Source organism: Acutalibacter caecimuris, assembly GCF_034335085.1.
Classification (GTDB): Bacteria; Bacillota; Clostridia; order Oscillospirales; family Acutalibacteraceae; genus Acutalibacter; species Acutalibacter caecimuris.
In genome coordinates this window covers 1-17281 of the sequence record NZ_JAWXXJ010000024.1, presented here as the reverse complement: position 1 = coordinate 17281, position 17281 = coordinate 1, and the positions used below count along the sequence as shown (strand labels likewise).

Below are 17281 nucleotides of genomic sequence, written 5' to 3'. Positions count from 1 at the left end.
GGTTTTTCGGCGCACAAAGGAGATGATGATGTATCAAATCGCCGGTATCTTGGGTGGGCGACAAAGCGCCCATCCTCCCCATTATCTACAGCTTGTTCCCACTGGAATACGGCAGGTTCGTGGAGGTGTTCGGCGGCTCCGGCAGCGTGCTGCTGGGCAAGCCGCCTGACCCCTTCGAGGTCTATAATGACTTTGATAGGAATCTTGTCAACCTGTTTCATTGCATGAAGGAGCGGACAATGGCGACCGTCCGGGAGCTGGGGTTTTGCAATCTCAATTCCAGAGCAGATTGTGAATTCTGAGGGCTTTGCCTACGCTCGGTACTCCGCCTACCTGTCCGGCGCACGGACTCTGGCCCTCATGAACCGGTACCCCTCCCTGCGGGATTTTTGTGTGCAGATGGACACGCTGGTGGACAAATACGTCCAGCAGGCTGTGGTTGAGCAGGAGGGCGGGGGCTTTACCCTATCCTATTCAGATTTGGACGCGGAGGTGGAAAAGAGGGTATATGACGAGGATATGGTCAATTTCGACCGGCAGTTGTTCCTGGATATGCTCTCCGAACGCCCGGAGTTCGATGAGGTGGAAACCACCCAGAACGAAATCTATCTGACTATCGCCCCGGAGTTTGTGCAGGAACAGGCTCCGGGGATGTCTATGTGAAAGGAGTGTTTCCTGTGAAAAAAGATTCTATTACCATCCCCTACGACGAGGAAAAGCTGGCGGCGCTCCGTCTCTATTTGGAGCAGAAGGGCCAGTCTGTGGAGCAGGAAATGGTCTCTGCTGTGGACACTCTCTACGCCAAAGCTGTCCCAGGCAACGTCCGGGAGTTCCTGGATCTGCGCTCCGGCATGGAGCCGAAACCTGCGGAGCGGCGTAAACGTCCCCGGCCTGCGTCAGAATCCGAACCGGCTGTTGACGTTCATGCAACTTCCTCCGATCCTCTCCCGGAAAGCCGTGATAGCTTTTGAGGACGCAGAAGTTTGGTATAGAAATCGAAATGACCGGCATCACCCGCGCGGCTGCGGCCCAGGTGATTGCCGGTCATTTTAATACCAGCGCCACCCATGTGGGCGGGATATACGATGCCTTCGCTGTCCGGGACGGTGACAACCGGCAATGGAAAGTGGTCAGTGATGCTTCTATTCGCAGAGAATCCAGGCGCGGTGAATCCCGAAATAGCGCCTACGCCGTAGAGTTTGTGTCTCCTATCTGCAAGTACGAGGACATCGAAACCATTCAAGAATTGATTCGCAAGCTGCACTCCGCTGGGGCCAAGGTTAACGATTCTTGTGGAATTCATGTTCACATTGATGCCTCGCCCCATGATGTGAAAACGCTCCGCAACATTGTCAATATCATGGCGGCGAAGGAGGATTTGCTCTATAAAACTCTCAAGGTGAACGTCAGCCGGGAGCATTACTGTGCCAAGGCCGACACCCGGTTCCTGGATGAGCTAAACGCAAAGCGCCCTACGTCTATGGATACCTTGGAGTCCATCTGGTACAATGGGCGGTCTGGCAGAAATTACCATTATGATGAAAGTCGGTATCACGGACTCAACCTGCACTCAGTGTTTTCCAAAGGGACAATTGAGTTTAGATTATTTAACTCCACGCTCCATGCCGGGGAAATCAAATCGTATATCCAGCTGTGCATGGCAATCAGCCACCAGGCGCTGGTGCAGAAGTCGGCCTCGCGCATCAAGACCCAGAGCAGTAATGAGAAGTACACGTTTCGCGTGTGGCTCTTGCGGCTGGGGCTGATCGGCGATGAGTTTAAGACAGCCCGGCACCACCTGCTAAAGAATCTGGACGGCAATATTGCCTGGAAAGATCCTGCCCAGGCCGAGGCTCAGAAACAGCGGCTGGCTGAAAAGAGGCTGGCAGAGTCTGTTGCCCAGGCCATGGAGCAGGCTCCTGCGCCGCCAGAATCCGGCGAAGAAATGGAACAGGAAGAATCAGAAGGGCCACGAATGATTATGTGAAAGGGTGAGAAAATTGGCTAAAAAATTATACGTTGCCTACGGCAGCAACCTCAATAAGGAGCAGATGAAGTACCGCTGCCCCACGGCGAAATATGTTGGCTCTGGCGAGCTGCCGGGCTATGAGTTGCAGTTCAAGGGCCGGGAGCGCTCGGCATTCGCCACCATTGGCCGCAAAGATGGGGCTTCGGTGCCGGTTGGATTGTGGGAAATCCAGGCCAGGGACGAGCGGGCTCTGGATATGTACGAGGGCTTTCCCAGCCATTATTTCAAGCGGGATGTGCAGGTGCAGATGGGCAATCGGGAAGTTAATGCTATGGTGTATATCATGAATCCGCGCATGAACTTCAACCTGCCGTCCCCCAGCTACTACGCCACGGTGCGTCAGGGCTACCATGACTTCGGCCTGAATACTGCCGCTTTGGAACAGGCGTTGCAGGTCAGCACCCAGCGATATTATAACGTGGCCTCGATGTACCAGCAGCAGTCCCTGTTCGATTATGACGAGGATGAGTTGGAGGAAGATGAGGATTTGGAGAACGAGGAAGATGAATGGGAGGAGATGGATGACGATGAGGACGAGAGCGAGGGCTATGACTTCCACTTTCATATGTGAGGGGGCGGCAGTATGAGTCGCGCAAAAGAACTGCATCGTGCTTTCGGCGCTGACTATGCGTACCAGAAATTCATGTCTGACCGGGAGGTATCCCGCCTGCGCAGGCAGGGTCCCCAGCACCTGGACGATACGGTTGCCGCCAGCCTGACCGTGGGCTGCATGAAGATAAACGCTGTGTTGTTCCAGTCAGAAGGCTCCCTGCGGCTGGGATATGACGTATACGTCAAGGACTCCCCCGGCTCCTCCGAGTGGATTTGCTTTGACTGTCCCGGCAACTGCGCTAGCTTGAAAGAGCAGGATATGCTGGCGGTGCTGGACAGGATCGTCACGGAGAACGGCCTCTCTTATACCGAGTGCTGCTTTGAGCGGTTGGAGGGCATTATGCCGCCGGATAAGAAAATCGGATAAGGCCTGACAGCAGGGTAGGCCCGTGTTGCCCAACCTGTGGCCCTGTGTCGGGGCTTGCGGGGCTGGGTCGGGAAAACCACTCGGCCCATGCCCCATGCGGGCCGTATTGGGCCAGCGTGGGGCCAGTTTGGAAAGGTGCTGGCCTTGAGGGGATTTGAGCGGCTTTGGGCAAGGTCGAAAAGCAAGCGGGAGAAAGTGAGGTGGGTTGCGTTGCAACCCTCTCACGGTTCACATCGGACGGCAATGCCATCCGTTCAGGCGTTTCCAGGCTTTCGGTCATGCAAATTTTAGGGTGGGTTGCTGGCAATGCTGTTGGCAAGATGAGTGGGTTGCAGTGCTGAAAAAGGCCGAGGATACGCCATTTTGAATAGGGTCGCGAAATTCAAAAGGGGGGTGAAGTCATGCCTGCTGTGGGCATATCCAAGCACGTTGGAGCTTGTCAAGAACAATTACCGGAAAGATAAGCGCAAGAGCCAGTAGGAGTTCATCGACCAGGCGATTTGCTATTACGTTAGTCATGTTACGACAGATGATACATCCTATTTGTCCAACATGAAAAGCATTGTAAAAATATTCCACCCAGTGGAATTGTGGGTTGTGTAGAAAAATTGGTAGTAGACGAAAACGGGAAAATTGTGGTAAAATAGAAGATCAATTAGACTGTGAGTAGTTTTTCAAAATAAGGAGAGGGCTCATGTTTTTATCCGGGTTGCAGGTAGAAGGATTTCGCTTGTTTAAAGATGCAACGACAATCAAATTGCATCGTGGTTTAAACTTGTTTGTTGGAGAAAATGGATGCGGAAAAAGTAGTGTAATTGACGCTATTCGGATTTTGCTAAATGAATCTGAGTTTTTTCACAGAGGGCTCCGCGAAGAAGATTTCTATCAAGAATATGGAGTAAGCACTTTACCGACATTGCCACTCTCTATTTCGGGAATTTTTGCTGACTTAAACGACGCACAGAAAATTGAATACCTAACATGGCTAACACCCCGATTTAATGCCAAATTAAATGTGGAGTATCAGTATAATGTGGATTCAAGGAGGATGTTTAAGCCTAAAAGGTGGGGAGGCAATTCTTGCAATAGCATTTTTGATTGGGAGCCATTGGATGATATTCAGTGTGTATATCTCCCAGCCCTTCGGGATGCTGAACGCAGTTTAAGATCCGGTCGAGGTTCCAGACTATCAAGATTCATCACCAATCTGTCTGCGGATGAATTAGCCCAGCGGAGAAAGAATCACGAAAAAATGCCATTAGAAAACGATGTATTTCAATTTAATCAGACTGCTGCCGATAAAGAAGACATAAAAAGAGCGAACGAATTGATAAACAGGAGCTTAAAGAATGCTGTCGGCACGATATTTGGACAAAGCACACGAATTCAATTTAATGAACTTTCTTATGAACGAATTGTCGAATCTCTCCAGATCCTATTTTCTAAGAGCATTGGATGCACAGAACTCGAAAGCTTTAGAAGTTTGTCCGAGAACAGTTTGGGCTACAACAATCTCATTTATATTGCAACCATCTTGGCAGAGTTTGAGGGCCTGAAAGATCGCTATACAACACCAAGGATTCTTCTTGTTGAAGAATTAGAAGCCCATCTACATCCCCAGTTACAAATCAAACTTCTAAAATACCTGAGCCAGCAAGCCTTGGATTATGATATTCAAGTCATCATCACAACACATTCAACTACACTAGCATCAGTTGTTCCGATTGATCAAATTATCTCTGTCCATTGAGCCAAAGACGGTGCTTTGATTATTCCAATTAAGGATTGTGGAATTGATACTACTGCAAAGGCGTTTTTGGACAGATGGCTAGATGCTACAAAATCTGCTCTGTTTTTCTCCAAGGGGAATATTTTTGTGGAGGGGATTGCTGAAACGATATTAATTCCAAAGTTGGCTGAAGCCTATTTGAAACAATACGCTACTACTCATAGCATAAAAATTTCGACCCTTGAAGATGCAGGCGTATCTGTCATAAATATGAATGGAATTTATTTTCAGTATTTTATCCAGCTTTACAATGGATACTCAATATGCATTCCCGAGCAACAAGAAGGGGAACTTAAAAAGGATTATGAGAATCGTATAAAAGTGTTCAGGCAAAAATCGCGGTTTGAAGATAATGAATGTGCAAAAACTTTAGCGCTTCCCGTTCGTTGTGCAGTACTTACAGATAATGACCCACCGTGTTTTGTTGAAACATATACCGATGCAGAAACAGGGAAAAGAACTGTGTTTAGATGGGAGCAAAAGCCTACGAAGCGGGAACCAATCGTGGGGAGTAATCCTCAGTTATATCTTCTTGCCCAACTAGCGAATATGACAGATAATTGCCGAGTTTTCTCTAATTTAAAAACATTTGAGTATGATTTAGCTATTGAAAGCCATCATAACGCAAGGATAATGTTGGAAATACTTGTCGAGTGGATTTCAACAGATGGTGCCATCAAAGCTACTCTTGTTCATTACTTAGATGAATTGGAGAAGGAACGAGATGGTGAACCGGCTGAAATTGATGATGCACAAATGGCATTAGATATTTTGCATCAGGCAGATAAACTAGGAAAAGGGCTTTTTGCCCAACTATTATGTGAGAAAATAGATAGTACTTTCATTGTGCCGCTTTATATTGCTCAATCAATTCAGTTTATACTGGGCCTGGAGGATTAACAAATGGAGCATACCTCTCTCTTAGAAGTGTTATGCAGGTGTCACTCAATGCCGGCTGAAATAGGAGTGTGTAAAGGAAAGCTATCCTCCAAATGTTTGAAGTGCGGTTTTTGCAGTATTGAGCATTTGAGTGAGCAACAAATCGCTTATATTTTAGAGGATGCCATATCTGATTTATATCTTAATGCGTGCCCTGGAAGTGGAAAAACTGAGGTGGTTGGGGTAAAGGCTGCGTATGAGATAAACAGATGGAATAACCGTCATACAGGCATTGCCATACTAACCTTTACAAACTCGGCGGAAAATGAGTTGCGATCGCGGGTGAGTTCATATCTAGGGCATCAGGTTGAATACCCACATTTTCTGGGTACATTTTCAAGCTGGCTGCATGGGTATATTGCCAATCCGTTTCTGGAATTGATATCTGGTCATCATGATGAATCAGATTCAGACAACAGTATTCGAGTAATTGATACAGACTGCACCAGCAACTTCCTGCACGCATTTCAAACAAAATATCAGTATAAAGAATTAGGGTGCATTAAAGCCAACGAATTCTATATTACAGAAAAGTCAGAGGTATCTGTTATTTACGTAGGGCCATATCGAGACAGACAGACTATTTTGGACGAGTGTCTGCGAACTGATGCCTGGAGGCTTTCTGAACTGATAGGGCTAAAGGAAAGATTTTGGAAGTCCGGTTTTGCAACTTATGAGGATATTGAATACTTAACTTACAAGCTACTACAAAAACATTCGGATATTACTACTTGCCTTGCGCAACGTTTTCCTTTAATAATAGTTGATGAATGTCAGGACTTAGCGTTTTCTCAACTCCAGATTCTACACGAACTCCATAACCATGGGACAAAACTACATTTTATAGGGGATTTGGATCAGTCAATTTATAAATTTAGAAATATTAACCCCAGCGAAACAAAATCATTTATTGAACAGTTAGGAATGAAAGAACTGCGACTATCTGAGAATTATCGTAGCTGTCAGCCCATAGTTGATGCTAGCTTAGCCGTTTTGAAGAAGCCGCAAAATTCTGTTATTGGAAAGTTAGAGAAAAAGTTGGACGCACCTTTGATTGCTCTACTTTATCAACAAGACCAGGAAGGGCAGGTCATAAAAGAATTTGAGACACTTATAAATGCAAATCAATTGTCCTTTGAAAATAGTAGAGTTATTGTGAGAAATAATACCTTGCGTGAAAAACTATTCGGAAGAAAGTTTTCCTCTAGCCAGACGATAAATACAATAGAAGAATATGCCCGCTCTTTGTATCTTTGTTGCACAGACAATTCAGTTAACGGCTTCCAATCATCAATAAAAATCTTAGCTAGAGCAATACAAAGGACATATTTTAGCGCGAGTGTACATTCCAGTTTCGATCAATTGAGTAAACCGGATGAGCTGGATAGCCAAGAATGGAGAACGACAATTAGCGGTGTCCGAAAGCAACTACTCTCAAAAGAAATTCTCCTTGATTTCTGCTGTACATGGTCACAATGGAAAGCAAACTTAAAACCTGTGCTAGATAATTTGGCTGCAGAAACAACAGGCATTTCAATTTTACATGGGCAAGCAGTAGACTTGGGTAAAATTCGATCTGGAGCTGCTAAGGCAATTCTCTTAGAAACATTTGAGAGTACCCCCAATATATCAATTCCATTTGATATAGAAACCATCCATAGCTGCAAAGGGATGAGTTTAGATGCAGTTTTATTTATGTCCGCATATAGACGTAGCCGTGATCAGGATAGCGGATCACACTGGTGCGACTGGTTTGCCATTGATAATAATTCTATCAGTGAAGGAAATCGCTTAGCATATATCTCGTTCTCTCGTGCCCGTCACCTGATTGTCTTAGGTATTCCAAATCCACTGTCTTCTCCCTTGAGTGAAACAGAGTTACAATTGCTTGTCCAAGCGGGTTTTAAAATTAATAGTCTGTCTGAATAGAATTGAATTTCTGAAAGGCAGAAAAATTTTTGAACTAACCCGCTACCGCGGGGGCAAGGAGGAAGAGCAGAAACAAACACAGAGAAGTATAGAAAAAAATAAGACATCCCCTTAAAATGGAAGAGCAGGAAAACTGCGAAACCAAAATAAGGGGATGTTTTAACATGACAGAAGAGCAAGCTATTCAGCGAATGGGAGAGGACATCAGGTTCAGGAATCTATCGGAAAGCACTTACCGGAACTATACGCGGAACGTGAGGAAGTTCTTTGCGTTCTGCCAAAAGCCCTTGGAGGAACTGGACGAAAACGATGTGCGGAGGTTTCTGCATTACCTGATTGAGGAAAAGAAACTGGAACCCTCAAGCGTAAACTCGTACAGCGCCTCTATCCGTTTCCTCTTTGCCATCTCGCTGAACAGAACGATGAACTACCTGCAAATGCCACGCATGAAAGTGCCCAAAAAGCTGCCGGGGGTTTTGACGCGGGAAGAGACTTCCGCCCTGCTGCGTGTATGCACCAACAGCAAGCACCGGGCCCTGCTCCTTCTTGCCTATGGTTCCGGGCTCCGCTGCGGCGAAATCGAAAAGTTGCGGGTCAAGGACATGGATTCAAAAGAGATGCGGATTTTCATAAAAGGCGGAAAAAACAACCGGGACCGCCATGCTTTGCTGCCTCAGACTACGCTGGACGCCCTTCGTACTTATTGGAAGGAGTATCGCCCTAACAGCCCGGAGGGCTGGCTGTTCCCCGGGTTCCGAAATATTGGCCATCTTACCCGGGCCGCTATCGCTCTGGCTTTTGATACCTGCAAGGAAAAGGCCGGGATTGCAAAGGAGGTGTCGCCCCATTCCCTTCGTCACGCGTTTGCCACTCATTTGCTGGAGGATGGCGTAGAACTGATCAAAATCAAAGAACTTCTTGGCCATTACTGTATCAGCTCTACCATGATTTACCTGCATCTCTCCAACACCACGAAAGGAAGCGTAAGCCCTGCCGACAAAATGGAGGGAAAAGATGGCTGAAATCCAAGACCTCTTCGCCGCCCATTTTGAGGATTACGCGGCGCAAGCTTTCTTCCGAGCAATGGAAAGCCGCCAGAAGCATCATCCTGTGCCGCACGGCGGCTCTGGGAGCTCACGTTGATATCTGCGGCCATTGCGGCTACCAAAGAATCTCTTACAATTCCTGCCGCAACCGCCATTGCCCCAAGTGCCAGTCCTTCTCCAAAGAACGGTGGCTCGCAAGACAGCGGGAAGACCTGCTGGATATCCACTATTTCCATGTGGTTTTCACCGTCCCTCTCCAGTTGAACCCGGCTTTCCTCCACGACCAGCGCTCCATGTATGACTTGCTGTTCCGGGCCTCATCGGAGACAGTCCTGGAACTGTGCGCGGACAAAAAGTATCTGGGCGCAAAACCCAGCGTCACCGCCGTGCTGCACACCTGGGGACAAAACCTCCAGTTTCACCCACATATCCACATACTCGTTACCGGCGGCGGACTCACCCCGAATGGCAAGTGGAGAGATTCAAAAAAGAAATTCTTCCTGCCCGTTCGGGTGCTTTCCGCTAAATTCCGGGGCAAATTCCTGGCCCTTTTCAAACAGAAATTTCCGGATACAAACCAGGAACTCCTGGACGTTTGCCGCAGCAAAAAGTGGGTCGTATACTGCAAGCCGCCTTTTGGCTCCGCAGAAAAAGTAGTTGCTTATCTGGGACGTTATACCCATCGCGTTGCCATCTCCAACAACCGCATTTTGTCCCTGAAGGACGGCAAGGTCACTTTTCTCTGGCGGGATTACGCCCATGAGAATCAAACGAAACCTATGACCTTGGACGCCATGGAGTTCATCCGCCGTTTCCTTATGCACATCCTGCCCAGCGGCTTTCGCAAAATCCGCCATTACGGCCTTACCTCCGCTCGAGACAAGAAACGCAGGATATCCTTATGCAGGCGCTTGACCCATTCAAAGGTCCCCAAAAAGTTCGTGGCCGCTGACCGTTTGCGCGAGATATTCGGACCCGATTTCGACCTTTGCCCCTGTTGTGGTATCGGCCGTCTGGCCAGGGAACCTCCCTGTCTCGTGAAAAACTAACCTTTTCAAAATCCGCCACTTTTGGGGAGGGGGAAACTTTGCGCTTTTTTATCTTTTCCTGCTTTCCTCTCCAACATTATAACGGCTTTTTTTCATTTTGTCTACTTCTGTATCTGGAAATGAGGTCTTTATTTTCTCCATAGCTCCTGCCTCTATCTCCGCAGGTTTGTTCAAAGCAAATATCCAAAACCCCTCCCAACGCCTGCGAGGGGCTTACTTTTTTTGGGGGCTTCGGATATTTGGCAATTTTTTGTCTTGGGCTTGACACACAGGCGGTAGAGTTAGTTGCCAAATCCTAACACCTGAAATCAGCTTGCTTTTTCAGTTGGAAAAATGCCAGAAGAATACACTTGCCGCCAAGGAACCATTGCGCCCTCTCGGTGGAAGGTGGTACCTGTCACTGTGATAGGTCTAGTGAACTACCCATAAGAAAAGGGATTACTACAGATAGAAAAGAAGTCCTGCTATCGCTATTAAATTTTTAACATCCTTAGGGCTTGTTTGAAAAATCGAAAACGCCGTCTTTTTACCCAGAAGCAGCCATCTTCTGCGTCGAAAATCCTCGTAATACGCAAGTATTCCTTGCGGTTTTCTTCTTGAAGCTGACCGCTTCTGGTCAAAATTCCGTCATTTCCTCTATTTTCAAACAAGCCCTAGCCTTGATATTCTTATCATCGCGCTCTATAATGAAATAAGTATTGACCAAATATAGACTTTTCTATGGTAGCATAAACGGAAATTCCGATGACACACAGCAGAGAGGAGCCACATATGCCATCAAAAATCTTGTTAGTCGATGACGAGCCCGCCATTTGCAATCTGGTCAAGCTCCATTTTCAAACCGAGGGCTACCTTGTCTATACTGCCTCAGACGCGGAAGAAGCCGCCCAAATGCTGTCCCACACACCCGATTTGATTCTGCTAGACATCAATATGCCGGAGGTTGACGGCCTGGAATTTTGCAAAAAAGTGCGGGGCCACATCGACTGCCCCATTATCTTCCTGACCTCCCGCGTCACGGAGCAGGACAAGATCACCGGCCTGCGGGCCGGTGGGGATGATTACATTACAAAACCATTCAGCCTGGACGAATTGACGGCCCGTGTAGAGGCCCATCTCCGGAGGGAGAACCGCACACGGCATAGCGATACAAAGATATTCGGCGACCTGTTTATTGATTACGCCGGTCGCTGCGTTTACTGCAACGAGCAGATCATCCCATTCTCAAAAAAGGAATTTGACATTATCGAGTTTCTATCCCTCAACGCCGGACAGGTCTTTGACCGGGAAAGGATATACGAGCGGCTTTGGGGCTATGACGCCGAAGGCAGCAGCGACATCCTGAAAGAGCACATCCGCAGGATACGCGTGAAACTGGAAAAAGTATCGGACAAAAGCTATATTGAAACGGTTTGGGGGTGCGGGTATAAATGGGTAAGCTGAAAGACCTTTCCATCAAGAAAACCTTCTGTCTGATTGTCGTCATTACGGGCGTAGTCGTAATGCTTTTGTCCACCGTCTCTGTACGAATCTGCTCCAAAGTCCGCGACCAGATCCTGCTCCCCCACGCTTACATTTTTCAGCCGTCCGTTGTTCAGCCGGAGGGAAACGGCAAATTCACTTTGGAAGCCAGCGGCGGCCCGGAAAACGGTGAGGTGTCTGAGTTTACCGAACAGGAAGTGATGATATTCAATACCGCGCAAGCCATGATGGTTCTCCTGCCTGTCCTTTTCTCATTTGCTGGGATTGCCTGCGCAAGCTCGCTGTTCTACCGTATCAAGCTGAAAGAGCCGCTGGACGCGCTCAAGCAGGGCATCGTTCACATTGCGGATAACGACTTGACTTATTCAATAGGTTATCAAAAGCAGGACGAGTTGGGCCAGCTCTGCGGCGCCTTTGAAACAATGCGCCGGGAGTTGCTGGACAATAACCGGCGGATGTGGGCCATGGTAGAGGAGCGCAAGAAAATCAACGCCAGCATTTCCCACGACCTGCGCACTCCCATCACCGTGATAAAAGGGTATAGTGAATATCTGGACAAGAATATCGGTAAAGATGTGCTGACCGAGGATGGAACACGGGAGATTGCCGGGTATATCCATGAAGCCGCCAGCCGGTTAGAGGATTACGCAAATTCCGTCCATGAGGTACAAGCCCTGGAGGATATGAGCCTGGACTACAAGGAAATTGCGCTGCCTGATTTGATGAAAGAAATGCAGACCCAGCTTTCTATCCTGTCCGAACAGCACCAGACAAGCATACATCTTTCCGCAGATTTGCCAGAGCAGACGGTTTCTCTCGCCCCCGCCGCTGTGTTTCGGATTGTAGAAAATATTGTGTCTAATGCCCTGCGATACTGTAAGTCAAAAATTAGCCTGGACTTTTCTTATTCACAGCCTTTTCTTACAATCACAGTAACGGATGATGGGAAAGGCTTTTCGGCGCAAGACCGGGCCGAGGCACTCGGTTGCTTCTACAAGGGAAAGAAAGAAAAGGAGCATTTCGGCATCGGCCTGACAATCTGCAAGATTTTAGCGGAGAAGCACGGCGGCAGTATTTCTCTCGACAACGCGCCCGGAGGCGGAGCGAAAGTAACTGTAAAACTTAAAATGGAAGAAATCTTCCCATTGTGACGGAATGTAGACCTTTCCCTGTTAAACTCTCCTTATCAAAACGCTTGAAAGCGTTGAAAGGAGAGTTTTTGTTATGGAGATAAAAATCCAAGACCTGAAAAAGAACTACGGGCAAAAGATAGTTCTGGACAACATTTCCCTCACCATTGGGAACGGTATGTTCGGCCTGCTGGGGCGAAATGGCGCTGGGAAAACCACCCTGCTGCACATTCTGTCCACCCTGGGGGAACCCTCCTCCGGCACAGTCACATTCGACAATATCCTGCTGGAAGATACCCGGAAAGTCCGTCCTCTCATTGGCTTCCTGCCCCAGGAGTTTTCCCTGTACCCGGATATGTCGGTGCAGGAGATCATGCGCTATCTGGCCGCGCTGTCCAATCTTCCGGCAGAGGTACAGCGTCAGCGCATCCCTGATTTGCTACAACGGGTAAATCTTTGGGAGGACAAGGGCAAAAAGGTGCGCAAGCTGTCCGGGGGCATGAAGCGGCGGCTGGGTATTGCGGGGGCTTTGCTCCATGACCCCCAGGTGCTGATCGCCGACGAACCCACGGTGGGCCTTGACCCCCCGGAGCGGCTCCGCTTCTACGAGCTGCTCCGGGAGTTCTCCCGCAGCCGCGTTGTGATCGTGTCCACCCATATCGTCAGCGACATCGAAACGGTCTGTGAACGGGTGGCTGTTCTGGACGCCGGGAAGCTGCTGTTTACCGGGAAAGCAGAGGCTCTGGCGCAAAAGGCGGCAGGCGGCTCCACCCACCGTACAGCCACGGTGGAGGAAGGCTACATGGAAATGCTCCGGCAGCTGGAGCAGGAGGTGGAAAAATGATGCGTCTGTTTGGAATGGAGTGTAAAAAGATAGCGGGGAGCATTTTGTATTGGGTGCTTGTCCTGGCGCTGATGGCAGTCAGCATTTTTCAATATGAGCCTTCCGTGGAGAGCGAGCTTCGGCGCGTAAACGACCCCAGCTCAGTTTTCTATACCGCTGACAGCTATGCCCCGGAGCGCGGCGCTCCCGATGAAGCGATGGAACAGAACATGATGACAGAGGCCACAAAGCTGCTGATGTACAATTACCGGGATAACAGCTATCTGTACTATCCCTTCGGCTATGTGAAAGAGAAAACCATGTCCACAGAGGAACAGGCGGCAATTTTGCAGTACCTGATGGAGCTGACCGGGCTCAGCGAACAAGCCATAAATGGGACGGCAGACGAAACAGCAGATGAAACAGATAGCACCAGCGATACCGGCGATATCCCCATCTCTGGCGGCGGGGCTTTCGTTTTCAAACCGGGCGAGGGGAGCATGAACGAGAATGGGCAGTTTGTAATAGGAGCGGACGAAGGGCAATATGTTCCCGGTGATGAAGCAGTGCCTACACAATCAGGAAACGGCTTTGAGATACAAGTGTCCTTTGAACGCTTCAAGGAAATCATGGAGAAGGTCAATAAAATGATTGGGCCTGGCTCCTATTTTAGCTGGCCCATGCTGAAGCTGTACTATTTTGGCAACGACATGGAGGAAGCGCCCATTTCCGAACGTCAGCACAAAGAGTTCTATGAGGGCGACAAAGTGACCGGCGCCTTTGCCCGGTACTATTGCGACAGCATTTCCATCAGTGTGCTATTCCTCCCCGCCTTTGTCATCGTCGACCTGATGCTGCGGGACAAGCGCCGGAATATGCGGGGCTTGATTTACCCGAGGACGATCTCCAGCGCAAAGCTGATATGCACCCGTTACGCCGCCGCGGTCTGTATAACTATGCTTCCTATCCTCATTCTGCCGGTCAAATCCCTGGTGGTGCTCATGCGGTACTGTGGCAGTATCGGTGTTCAGGGCGATGTGCTGGCCTTCGTGAAATATACTCTTGCATGGATTTTGCCCACAGTTATGTTAGTCATGGCAGTGAGCCTACTGGTGACAGTGCTGCTTGAAAACTATGTGGGAATCTTGGTATCCGGCACAATCTGGCTGGTCGGAAATCCAACCATCGATAAGCTGGAAGGCGGGAATTACGGTCTCTGTGACCTCATTATCCGGCACAATACCCTGAGAGGCTACGGGCGGGTGATGGAGAATATCCAAATGCTGGCGCTGAATAGAATTACAATTTCCGTCATTGCCCTCGCACTTGTGGGCTTGGCTGTCCTGGTTTATAGCAGAAAACGGAAAGGAGGGCTGACGCTTGGAGGCAAGAAATCTACTCATAATCACAGGTTCAAATTTACGGCTGAACATTAAACAGACCATTTTCCCGGCGGTTCTGCTCCTGCTGATGATCCCATGGATCTACGGAACGTCCAACCTCGACAGTGCAAAGTCTGCGGAATGTTTGGAGCGAATAGTGGCGCTGGTGGGACTTCCCGTGTTTGTGCCGCTGCTAAGGCCGGAGCAAGACAGCGGTATGAATGCGATGATTGCCATGCGGCCCTTTCCGTATCGAATGATTGTCGTACTGCGGGTGGTGCTTTCGCTAATAGGTGCGGTTGCGTTGATTTTCGCCTTCGAGGGATATATGTGCATGAGCGGATGCAGGTTCCCGGTCTGCACATATGCGCTCCGAACGCTGGTAGCGGCAATGACGCTGGGATTTGTCGGGCTTCTGGCAAGCGCTGTATCGCGGAACACGGCGGTCGGCTTTTTGGTGTCTTTTTGCTGGTACTGCGCGCTGCAAATTGAAAGCGTGGGGGCGGCTTTTCACTGTGTTTCAAATGGGATAGGCGTCCAGCAGGCTCTGGTGTTGATGGGGAGCGGCGTGGCAATTATCCTCTTTAGCAAGCCCGCATAGGCATTACAGCTTATGCACTGAAACCTTTGACGAAATATGCCTGTGGCTGGAAAATCTGACATCGTCCTAAACTTACTCGGATAAATGAAAAGTCGTGCATCTGCCACAGACAAATTATTCCAATGCGGCCCGAGCCAGTTACCAGATACAGAGCCAGCGCCGCAGGAGGTACTAATGTGGACAAGAAGAATGAAGAACATTGGATTCACTGCCCTATCTGTAGGGCCAAAACGCATACCAAAGTTGACCCGGATACAGTTCTGCTGAACTTCCCGCTCTACTGCCCCAAATGCAAGAGAAGTATCCGAATTGGCGTAATCAACCTTAAAATGGTTGTAAATGATGAACCGGGCAATAACGTGGATTAGACCTTTTTGCCCCGCTTGGTCTTTACAATGTTGAGCGCAGCCTCAACAACTGGAATCAGTGCGGCGATCTCGTCATCGCTGCACTCTTTCAGTAAAATCTGCATCTGCCGGAAAGCTGACTCTTCCTGCTTTAGTTCGGGGTAAAAGATGTCCCATGGGTCTATCCCCAACTCTCGAACTAAGGGATAGAGAATTGTCATCTTTGGATTTCTGTTATAGTTTTCTATGTTCAGAATTGTGCGGGAATCCATGGTAAGCTGTTCAGCCAACCCGCGCTGGGTAAAGCCATTGCGGATGCGGGCCTCTCTGATTGCATCGCCCAATGATTTTGCATACTCTGGCATTGAAATTCACCTCATATGCATTTTACAATACACTGTGCTCAGATGGAATGTTCGCAAATACGCTTAATAGTGTATTTTAATTCACTACAAAGGAAGGAAAATCACCCTTGCATATTTGTGCTATTGAAGTACATTTCGTCTCCTTGCTGTAAGGTTTCACGCATCTGAATATGCACCACAGTACACCAACGGCGTTCTTACGGGCTTGATCTCCCGCAAGAACGCCGTTTTTGATATACCCCTTTGTTCTTCTAGAGGCTGCCGCAGCCCACCCCAATCAATCGTTTTGCAAACCCCAAAAAGATTGATTGGAGGAATCAACGGTGAAATACCCACCAAGAAAAGTGTTCATTTTTGAAAATGGAGTGTATGTGGAACTCACTTATGCGCAGTTCAATCAGAAAAAAGAGTGCTATGCAGGCAGACGGTTCATACCCCTGCACGGTATGTTGATGGAAGTATCTGAGAACGACTATAAGGCGTTCTACAAGGACAAACGCCGACAGAAATATCTGGACGAGCGCTCTGCAAAGAACGGCGATTTTTCCTACGATATGCTCACCACGGATGAGTTCAATGGTGAGGATATTCTGGTTGACATGGCATCCGATACGGCTGGTGACGTAGAAAAGAAAATCATGTTGGACAATCTCCGGCTTGAGTTCAAGAGGTTGTCTGAAGATGAGCAGAAAATTTTGTATCTCATCTACAGTCAACGGCTTAGTGAACGGGCTGTCGCGGAGCGCTTTCATGTGTCTCAGAACGCCATTCACAGGTGCAAGGTTCAGATTCTGGCAAAGCTACGGAAAGCCAAAAATTTGAAATAATTGGTTGTCAGCCCTTTCGTTTTTCGGCATAGAAAGCGAGAGGGCTTTTTTCTGCCCTCCGTTGCTCTTTGAAAATTGAATATTCAGCGCATCTTTTACTTTCCTTCTGCCGCCGTGAGGAGCGGCAAGCTACATGAGCGGACGCCACTAGTTTGGCCTCCAGGCTCAGACGATGGAACGCACATCCATCAACGGCGATGACGAGCAGAAGGGACAATGATACTTGCGTCCAGTCCTAAAGCCGAGCGTGACCCGTCGCAGCAAAGGAGGGCGCCTTGCGGAGATCCCGCAGGTGGTGAAATTCCAATGAGATTAAAGGCATAATCGGGAGGTGCGTTCCCTGTCCAGGGAAGTTAAGAACAAATATGGACGAGCAAAACGATTGATAGGATAACGTGGCCATCCGTTTTTGGACGGCCACTTCATTATATAAAATTTTAATTTGTTAGATAGTGTCTACACAAGGTAGAGGAATTGTGATAGAATGGAAGCATCAAAAAAGACAGGAGAGGAAAAGATGGATGCTTCCTATCACAGACACGACATAAGCGATCAAGTGTGGTC

At 48.5% G+C, this 17281-nt stretch carries 18 protein-coding genes and 1 pseudogene; 18 read left to right on the top strand and 1 reads right to left on the bottom strand.

Annotation, left to right across the window (positions count from 1 at the left end):
• Positions 1–53: 53 nt before the first annotated feature.
• From U8U01_RS13180 to U8U01_RS13100, 17 genes and pseudogenes are all read left to right on the top strand, one after another.
• Positions 54–302: a DNA adenine methylase gene (locus U8U01_RS13180; protein WP_322175004.1), complete on the top strand. Its 249-nt coding sequence runs from the start codon at positions 54–56 to the stop codon at positions 300–302.
• A complete protein-coding gene (locus U8U01_RS13175; protein ID WP_322175001.1) occupies positions 292–663 on the top strand; it encodes a hypothetical protein in 372 nt (123 codons plus the stop codon). The genes U8U01_RS13180 and U8U01_RS13175 overlap by 11 nt, the downstream gene beginning before the upstream one ends.
• Before the next feature lie 14 nt (positions 664–677).
• Positions 678–971: a DUF6103 family protein gene (locus tag U8U01_RS13170; RefSeq protein ID WP_322174997.1), complete on the top strand. Its 294-nt coding sequence runs from the start codon at positions 678–680 to the stop codon at positions 969–971.
• Complete coding sequence (locus tag U8U01_RS13165) at positions 968–1987, top strand: amidoligase family protein (protein WP_322174994.1); 1020 nt, start codon at positions 968–970, stop codon at positions 1985–1987. The genes U8U01_RS13170 and U8U01_RS13165 overlap by 4 nt, the downstream gene beginning before the upstream one ends.
• 13 nt (positions 1988–2000) lie before the next feature.
• A complete protein-coding gene (locus U8U01_RS13160) occupies positions 2001–2600 on the top strand; it encodes a gamma-glutamylcyclotransferase family protein (RefSeq protein ID WP_322174991.1) in 600 nt (199 codons plus the stop codon).
• A gap of 12 nt (positions 2601–2612) precedes the next feature.
• Positions 2613–3008, top strand: a complete 396-nt coding sequence (locus U8U01_RS13155) for a hypothetical protein (RefSeq protein WP_322174988.1) — start codon at positions 2613–2615, stop codon at positions 3006–3008.
• A gap of 694 nt (positions 3009–3702) precedes the next feature.
• A complete protein-coding gene (locus U8U01_RS13150; RefSeq protein ID WP_322174986.1) occupies positions 3703–4758 on the top strand; it encodes an ATP-dependent nuclease in 1056 nt (351 codons plus the stop codon).
• A gap of 15 nt (positions 4759–4773) precedes the next feature.
• Positions 4774–5697, top strand: coding sequence for a TOPRIM nucleotidyl transferase/hydrolase domain-containing protein (locus U8U01_RS13145; protein ID WP_322174983.1), 924 nt, complete (start codon positions 4774–4776; stop codon positions 5695–5697).
• 3 nt (positions 5698–5700) lie between these two features.
• Positions 5701–7665, top strand: coding sequence for a UvrD-helicase domain-containing protein (locus U8U01_RS13140; protein WP_322174980.1), 1965 nt, complete (start codon positions 5701–5703; stop codon positions 7663–7665).
• Between the two features lie 164 nt (positions 7666–7829).
• Positions 7830–8687, top strand: coding sequence for a tyrosine-type recombinase/integrase (locus U8U01_RS13135; RefSeq protein ID WP_322174977.1), 858 nt, complete (start codon positions 7830–7832; stop codon positions 8685–8687).
• Positions 8680–9760, top strand: a pseudogene (locus U8U01_RS13130) (IS91 family transposase). Before U8U01_RS13135 ends, U8U01_RS13130 begins: the two are co-directional and overlap by 8 nt.
• Positions 9761–10531: 771 nt before the next feature.
• Complete coding sequence (locus U8U01_RS13125; protein ID WP_322174973.1) at positions 10532–11203, top strand: response regulator transcription factor; 672 nt, start codon at positions 10532–10534, stop codon at positions 11201–11203.
• A complete protein-coding gene (locus U8U01_RS13120) occupies positions 11191–12393 on the top strand; it encodes a HAMP domain-containing sensor histidine kinase (RefSeq protein WP_322174971.1) in 1203 nt (400 codons plus the stop codon). Before U8U01_RS13125 ends, U8U01_RS13120 begins: the two co-directional genes overlap by 13 nt.
• A gap of 73 nt (positions 12394–12466) precedes the next feature.
• Positions 12467–13216 (top strand): ATP-binding cassette domain-containing protein, encoded by a 750-nt coding sequence (locus U8U01_RS13115; protein WP_322174968.1) that lies wholly within the window; start codon positions 12467–12469, stop codon positions 13214–13216.
• Positions 13213–14631 (top strand): hypothetical protein, encoded by a 1419-nt coding sequence (locus U8U01_RS13110; RefSeq protein ID WP_322174966.1) that lies wholly within the window; start codon positions 13213–13215, stop codon positions 14629–14631. The genes U8U01_RS13115 and U8U01_RS13110 overlap by 4 nt, the downstream gene beginning before the upstream one ends.
• Positions 14576–15178 (top strand): hypothetical protein, encoded by a 603-nt coding sequence (locus tag U8U01_RS13105; protein ID WP_322174963.1) that lies wholly within the window; start codon positions 14576–14578, stop codon positions 15176–15178. The genes U8U01_RS13110 and U8U01_RS13105 overlap by 56 nt, the downstream gene beginning before the upstream one ends.
• Before the next feature lie 176 nt (positions 15179–15354).
• Positions 15355–15546 (top strand): cysteine-rich KTR domain-containing protein, encoded by a 192-nt coding sequence (locus tag U8U01_RS13100; RefSeq protein WP_322174960.1) that lies wholly within the window; start codon positions 15355–15357, stop codon positions 15544–15546.
• Here the strand turns inward: U8U01_RS13100 and U8U01_RS13095 are convergent.
• On the bottom strand, positions 15543–15890 hold the full coding sequence (locus U8U01_RS13095; RefSeq protein ID WP_322174957.1) for a helix-turn-helix transcriptional regulator: 348 nt from the start codon (positions 15888–15890) through the stop codon (positions 15543–15545). The genes U8U01_RS13100 and U8U01_RS13095 overlap by 4 nt on opposite strands.
• A 446-nt stretch (positions 15891–16336) precedes the next feature.
• Here U8U01_RS13095 and U8U01_RS13090 point away from each other — a divergent pair, with 446 nt between their 5' ends.
• Positions 16337–16717: a sigma factor-like helix-turn-helix DNA-binding protein gene (locus U8U01_RS13090; RefSeq protein ID WP_322174955.1), complete on the top strand. Its 381-nt coding sequence runs from the start codon at positions 16337–16339 to the stop codon at positions 16715–16717.
• The last annotated feature ends 564 nt before the right edge of the window (positions 16718–17281 follow it).

What these genes read in the sequence shown, in the direction of transcription:
- U8U01_RS13155 (WP_322174988.1), top strand. Translation starts at nt 2,613, where the DNA reads ATGAGTCGCGCAAAAGAACTGCATCGTGCTTTCGGCGCTGACTATGCG.
- U8U01_RS13150 (WP_322174986.1), top strand. Translation starts at nt 3,703, where the DNA reads ATGTTTTTATCCGGGTTGCAGGTAGAAGGATTTCGCTTGTTTAAAGAT.
- U8U01_RS13140 (WP_322174980.1), top strand. Translation starts at nt 5,701, where the DNA reads ATGGAGCATACCTCTCTCTTAGAAGTGTTATGCAGGTGTCACTCAATG.
- U8U01_RS13135 (WP_322174977.1), top strand. Translation starts at nt 7,830, where the DNA reads ATGACAGAAGAGCAAGCTATTCAGCGAATGGGAGAGGACATCAGGTTC.
- U8U01_RS13125 (WP_322174973.1), top strand. Translation starts at nt 10,532, where the DNA reads ATGCCATCAAAAATCTTGTTAGTCGATGACGAGCCCGCCATTTGCAAT.
- U8U01_RS13120 (WP_322174971.1), top strand. Translation starts at nt 11,191, where the DNA reads ATGGGTAAGCTGAAAGACCTTTCCATCAAGAAAACCTTCTGTCTGATT.
- U8U01_RS13115 (WP_322174968.1), top strand. Translation starts at nt 12,467, where the DNA reads ATGGAGATAAAAATCCAAGACCTGAAAAAGAACTACGGGCAAAAGATA.
- U8U01_RS13110 (WP_322174966.1), top strand. Translation starts at nt 13,213, where the DNA reads ATGATGCGTCTGTTTGGAATGGAGTGTAAAAAGATAGCGGGGAGCATT.
- U8U01_RS13095 (WP_322174957.1), bottom strand. Translation starts at nt 15,890, where the DNA reads ATGCCAGAGTATGCAAAATCATTGGGCGATGCAATCAGAGAGGCCCGC.
- U8U01_RS13090 (WP_322174955.1), top strand. Translation starts at nt 16,337, where the DNA reads ATGTTGATGGAAGTATCTGAGAACGACTATAAGGCGTTCTACAAGGAC.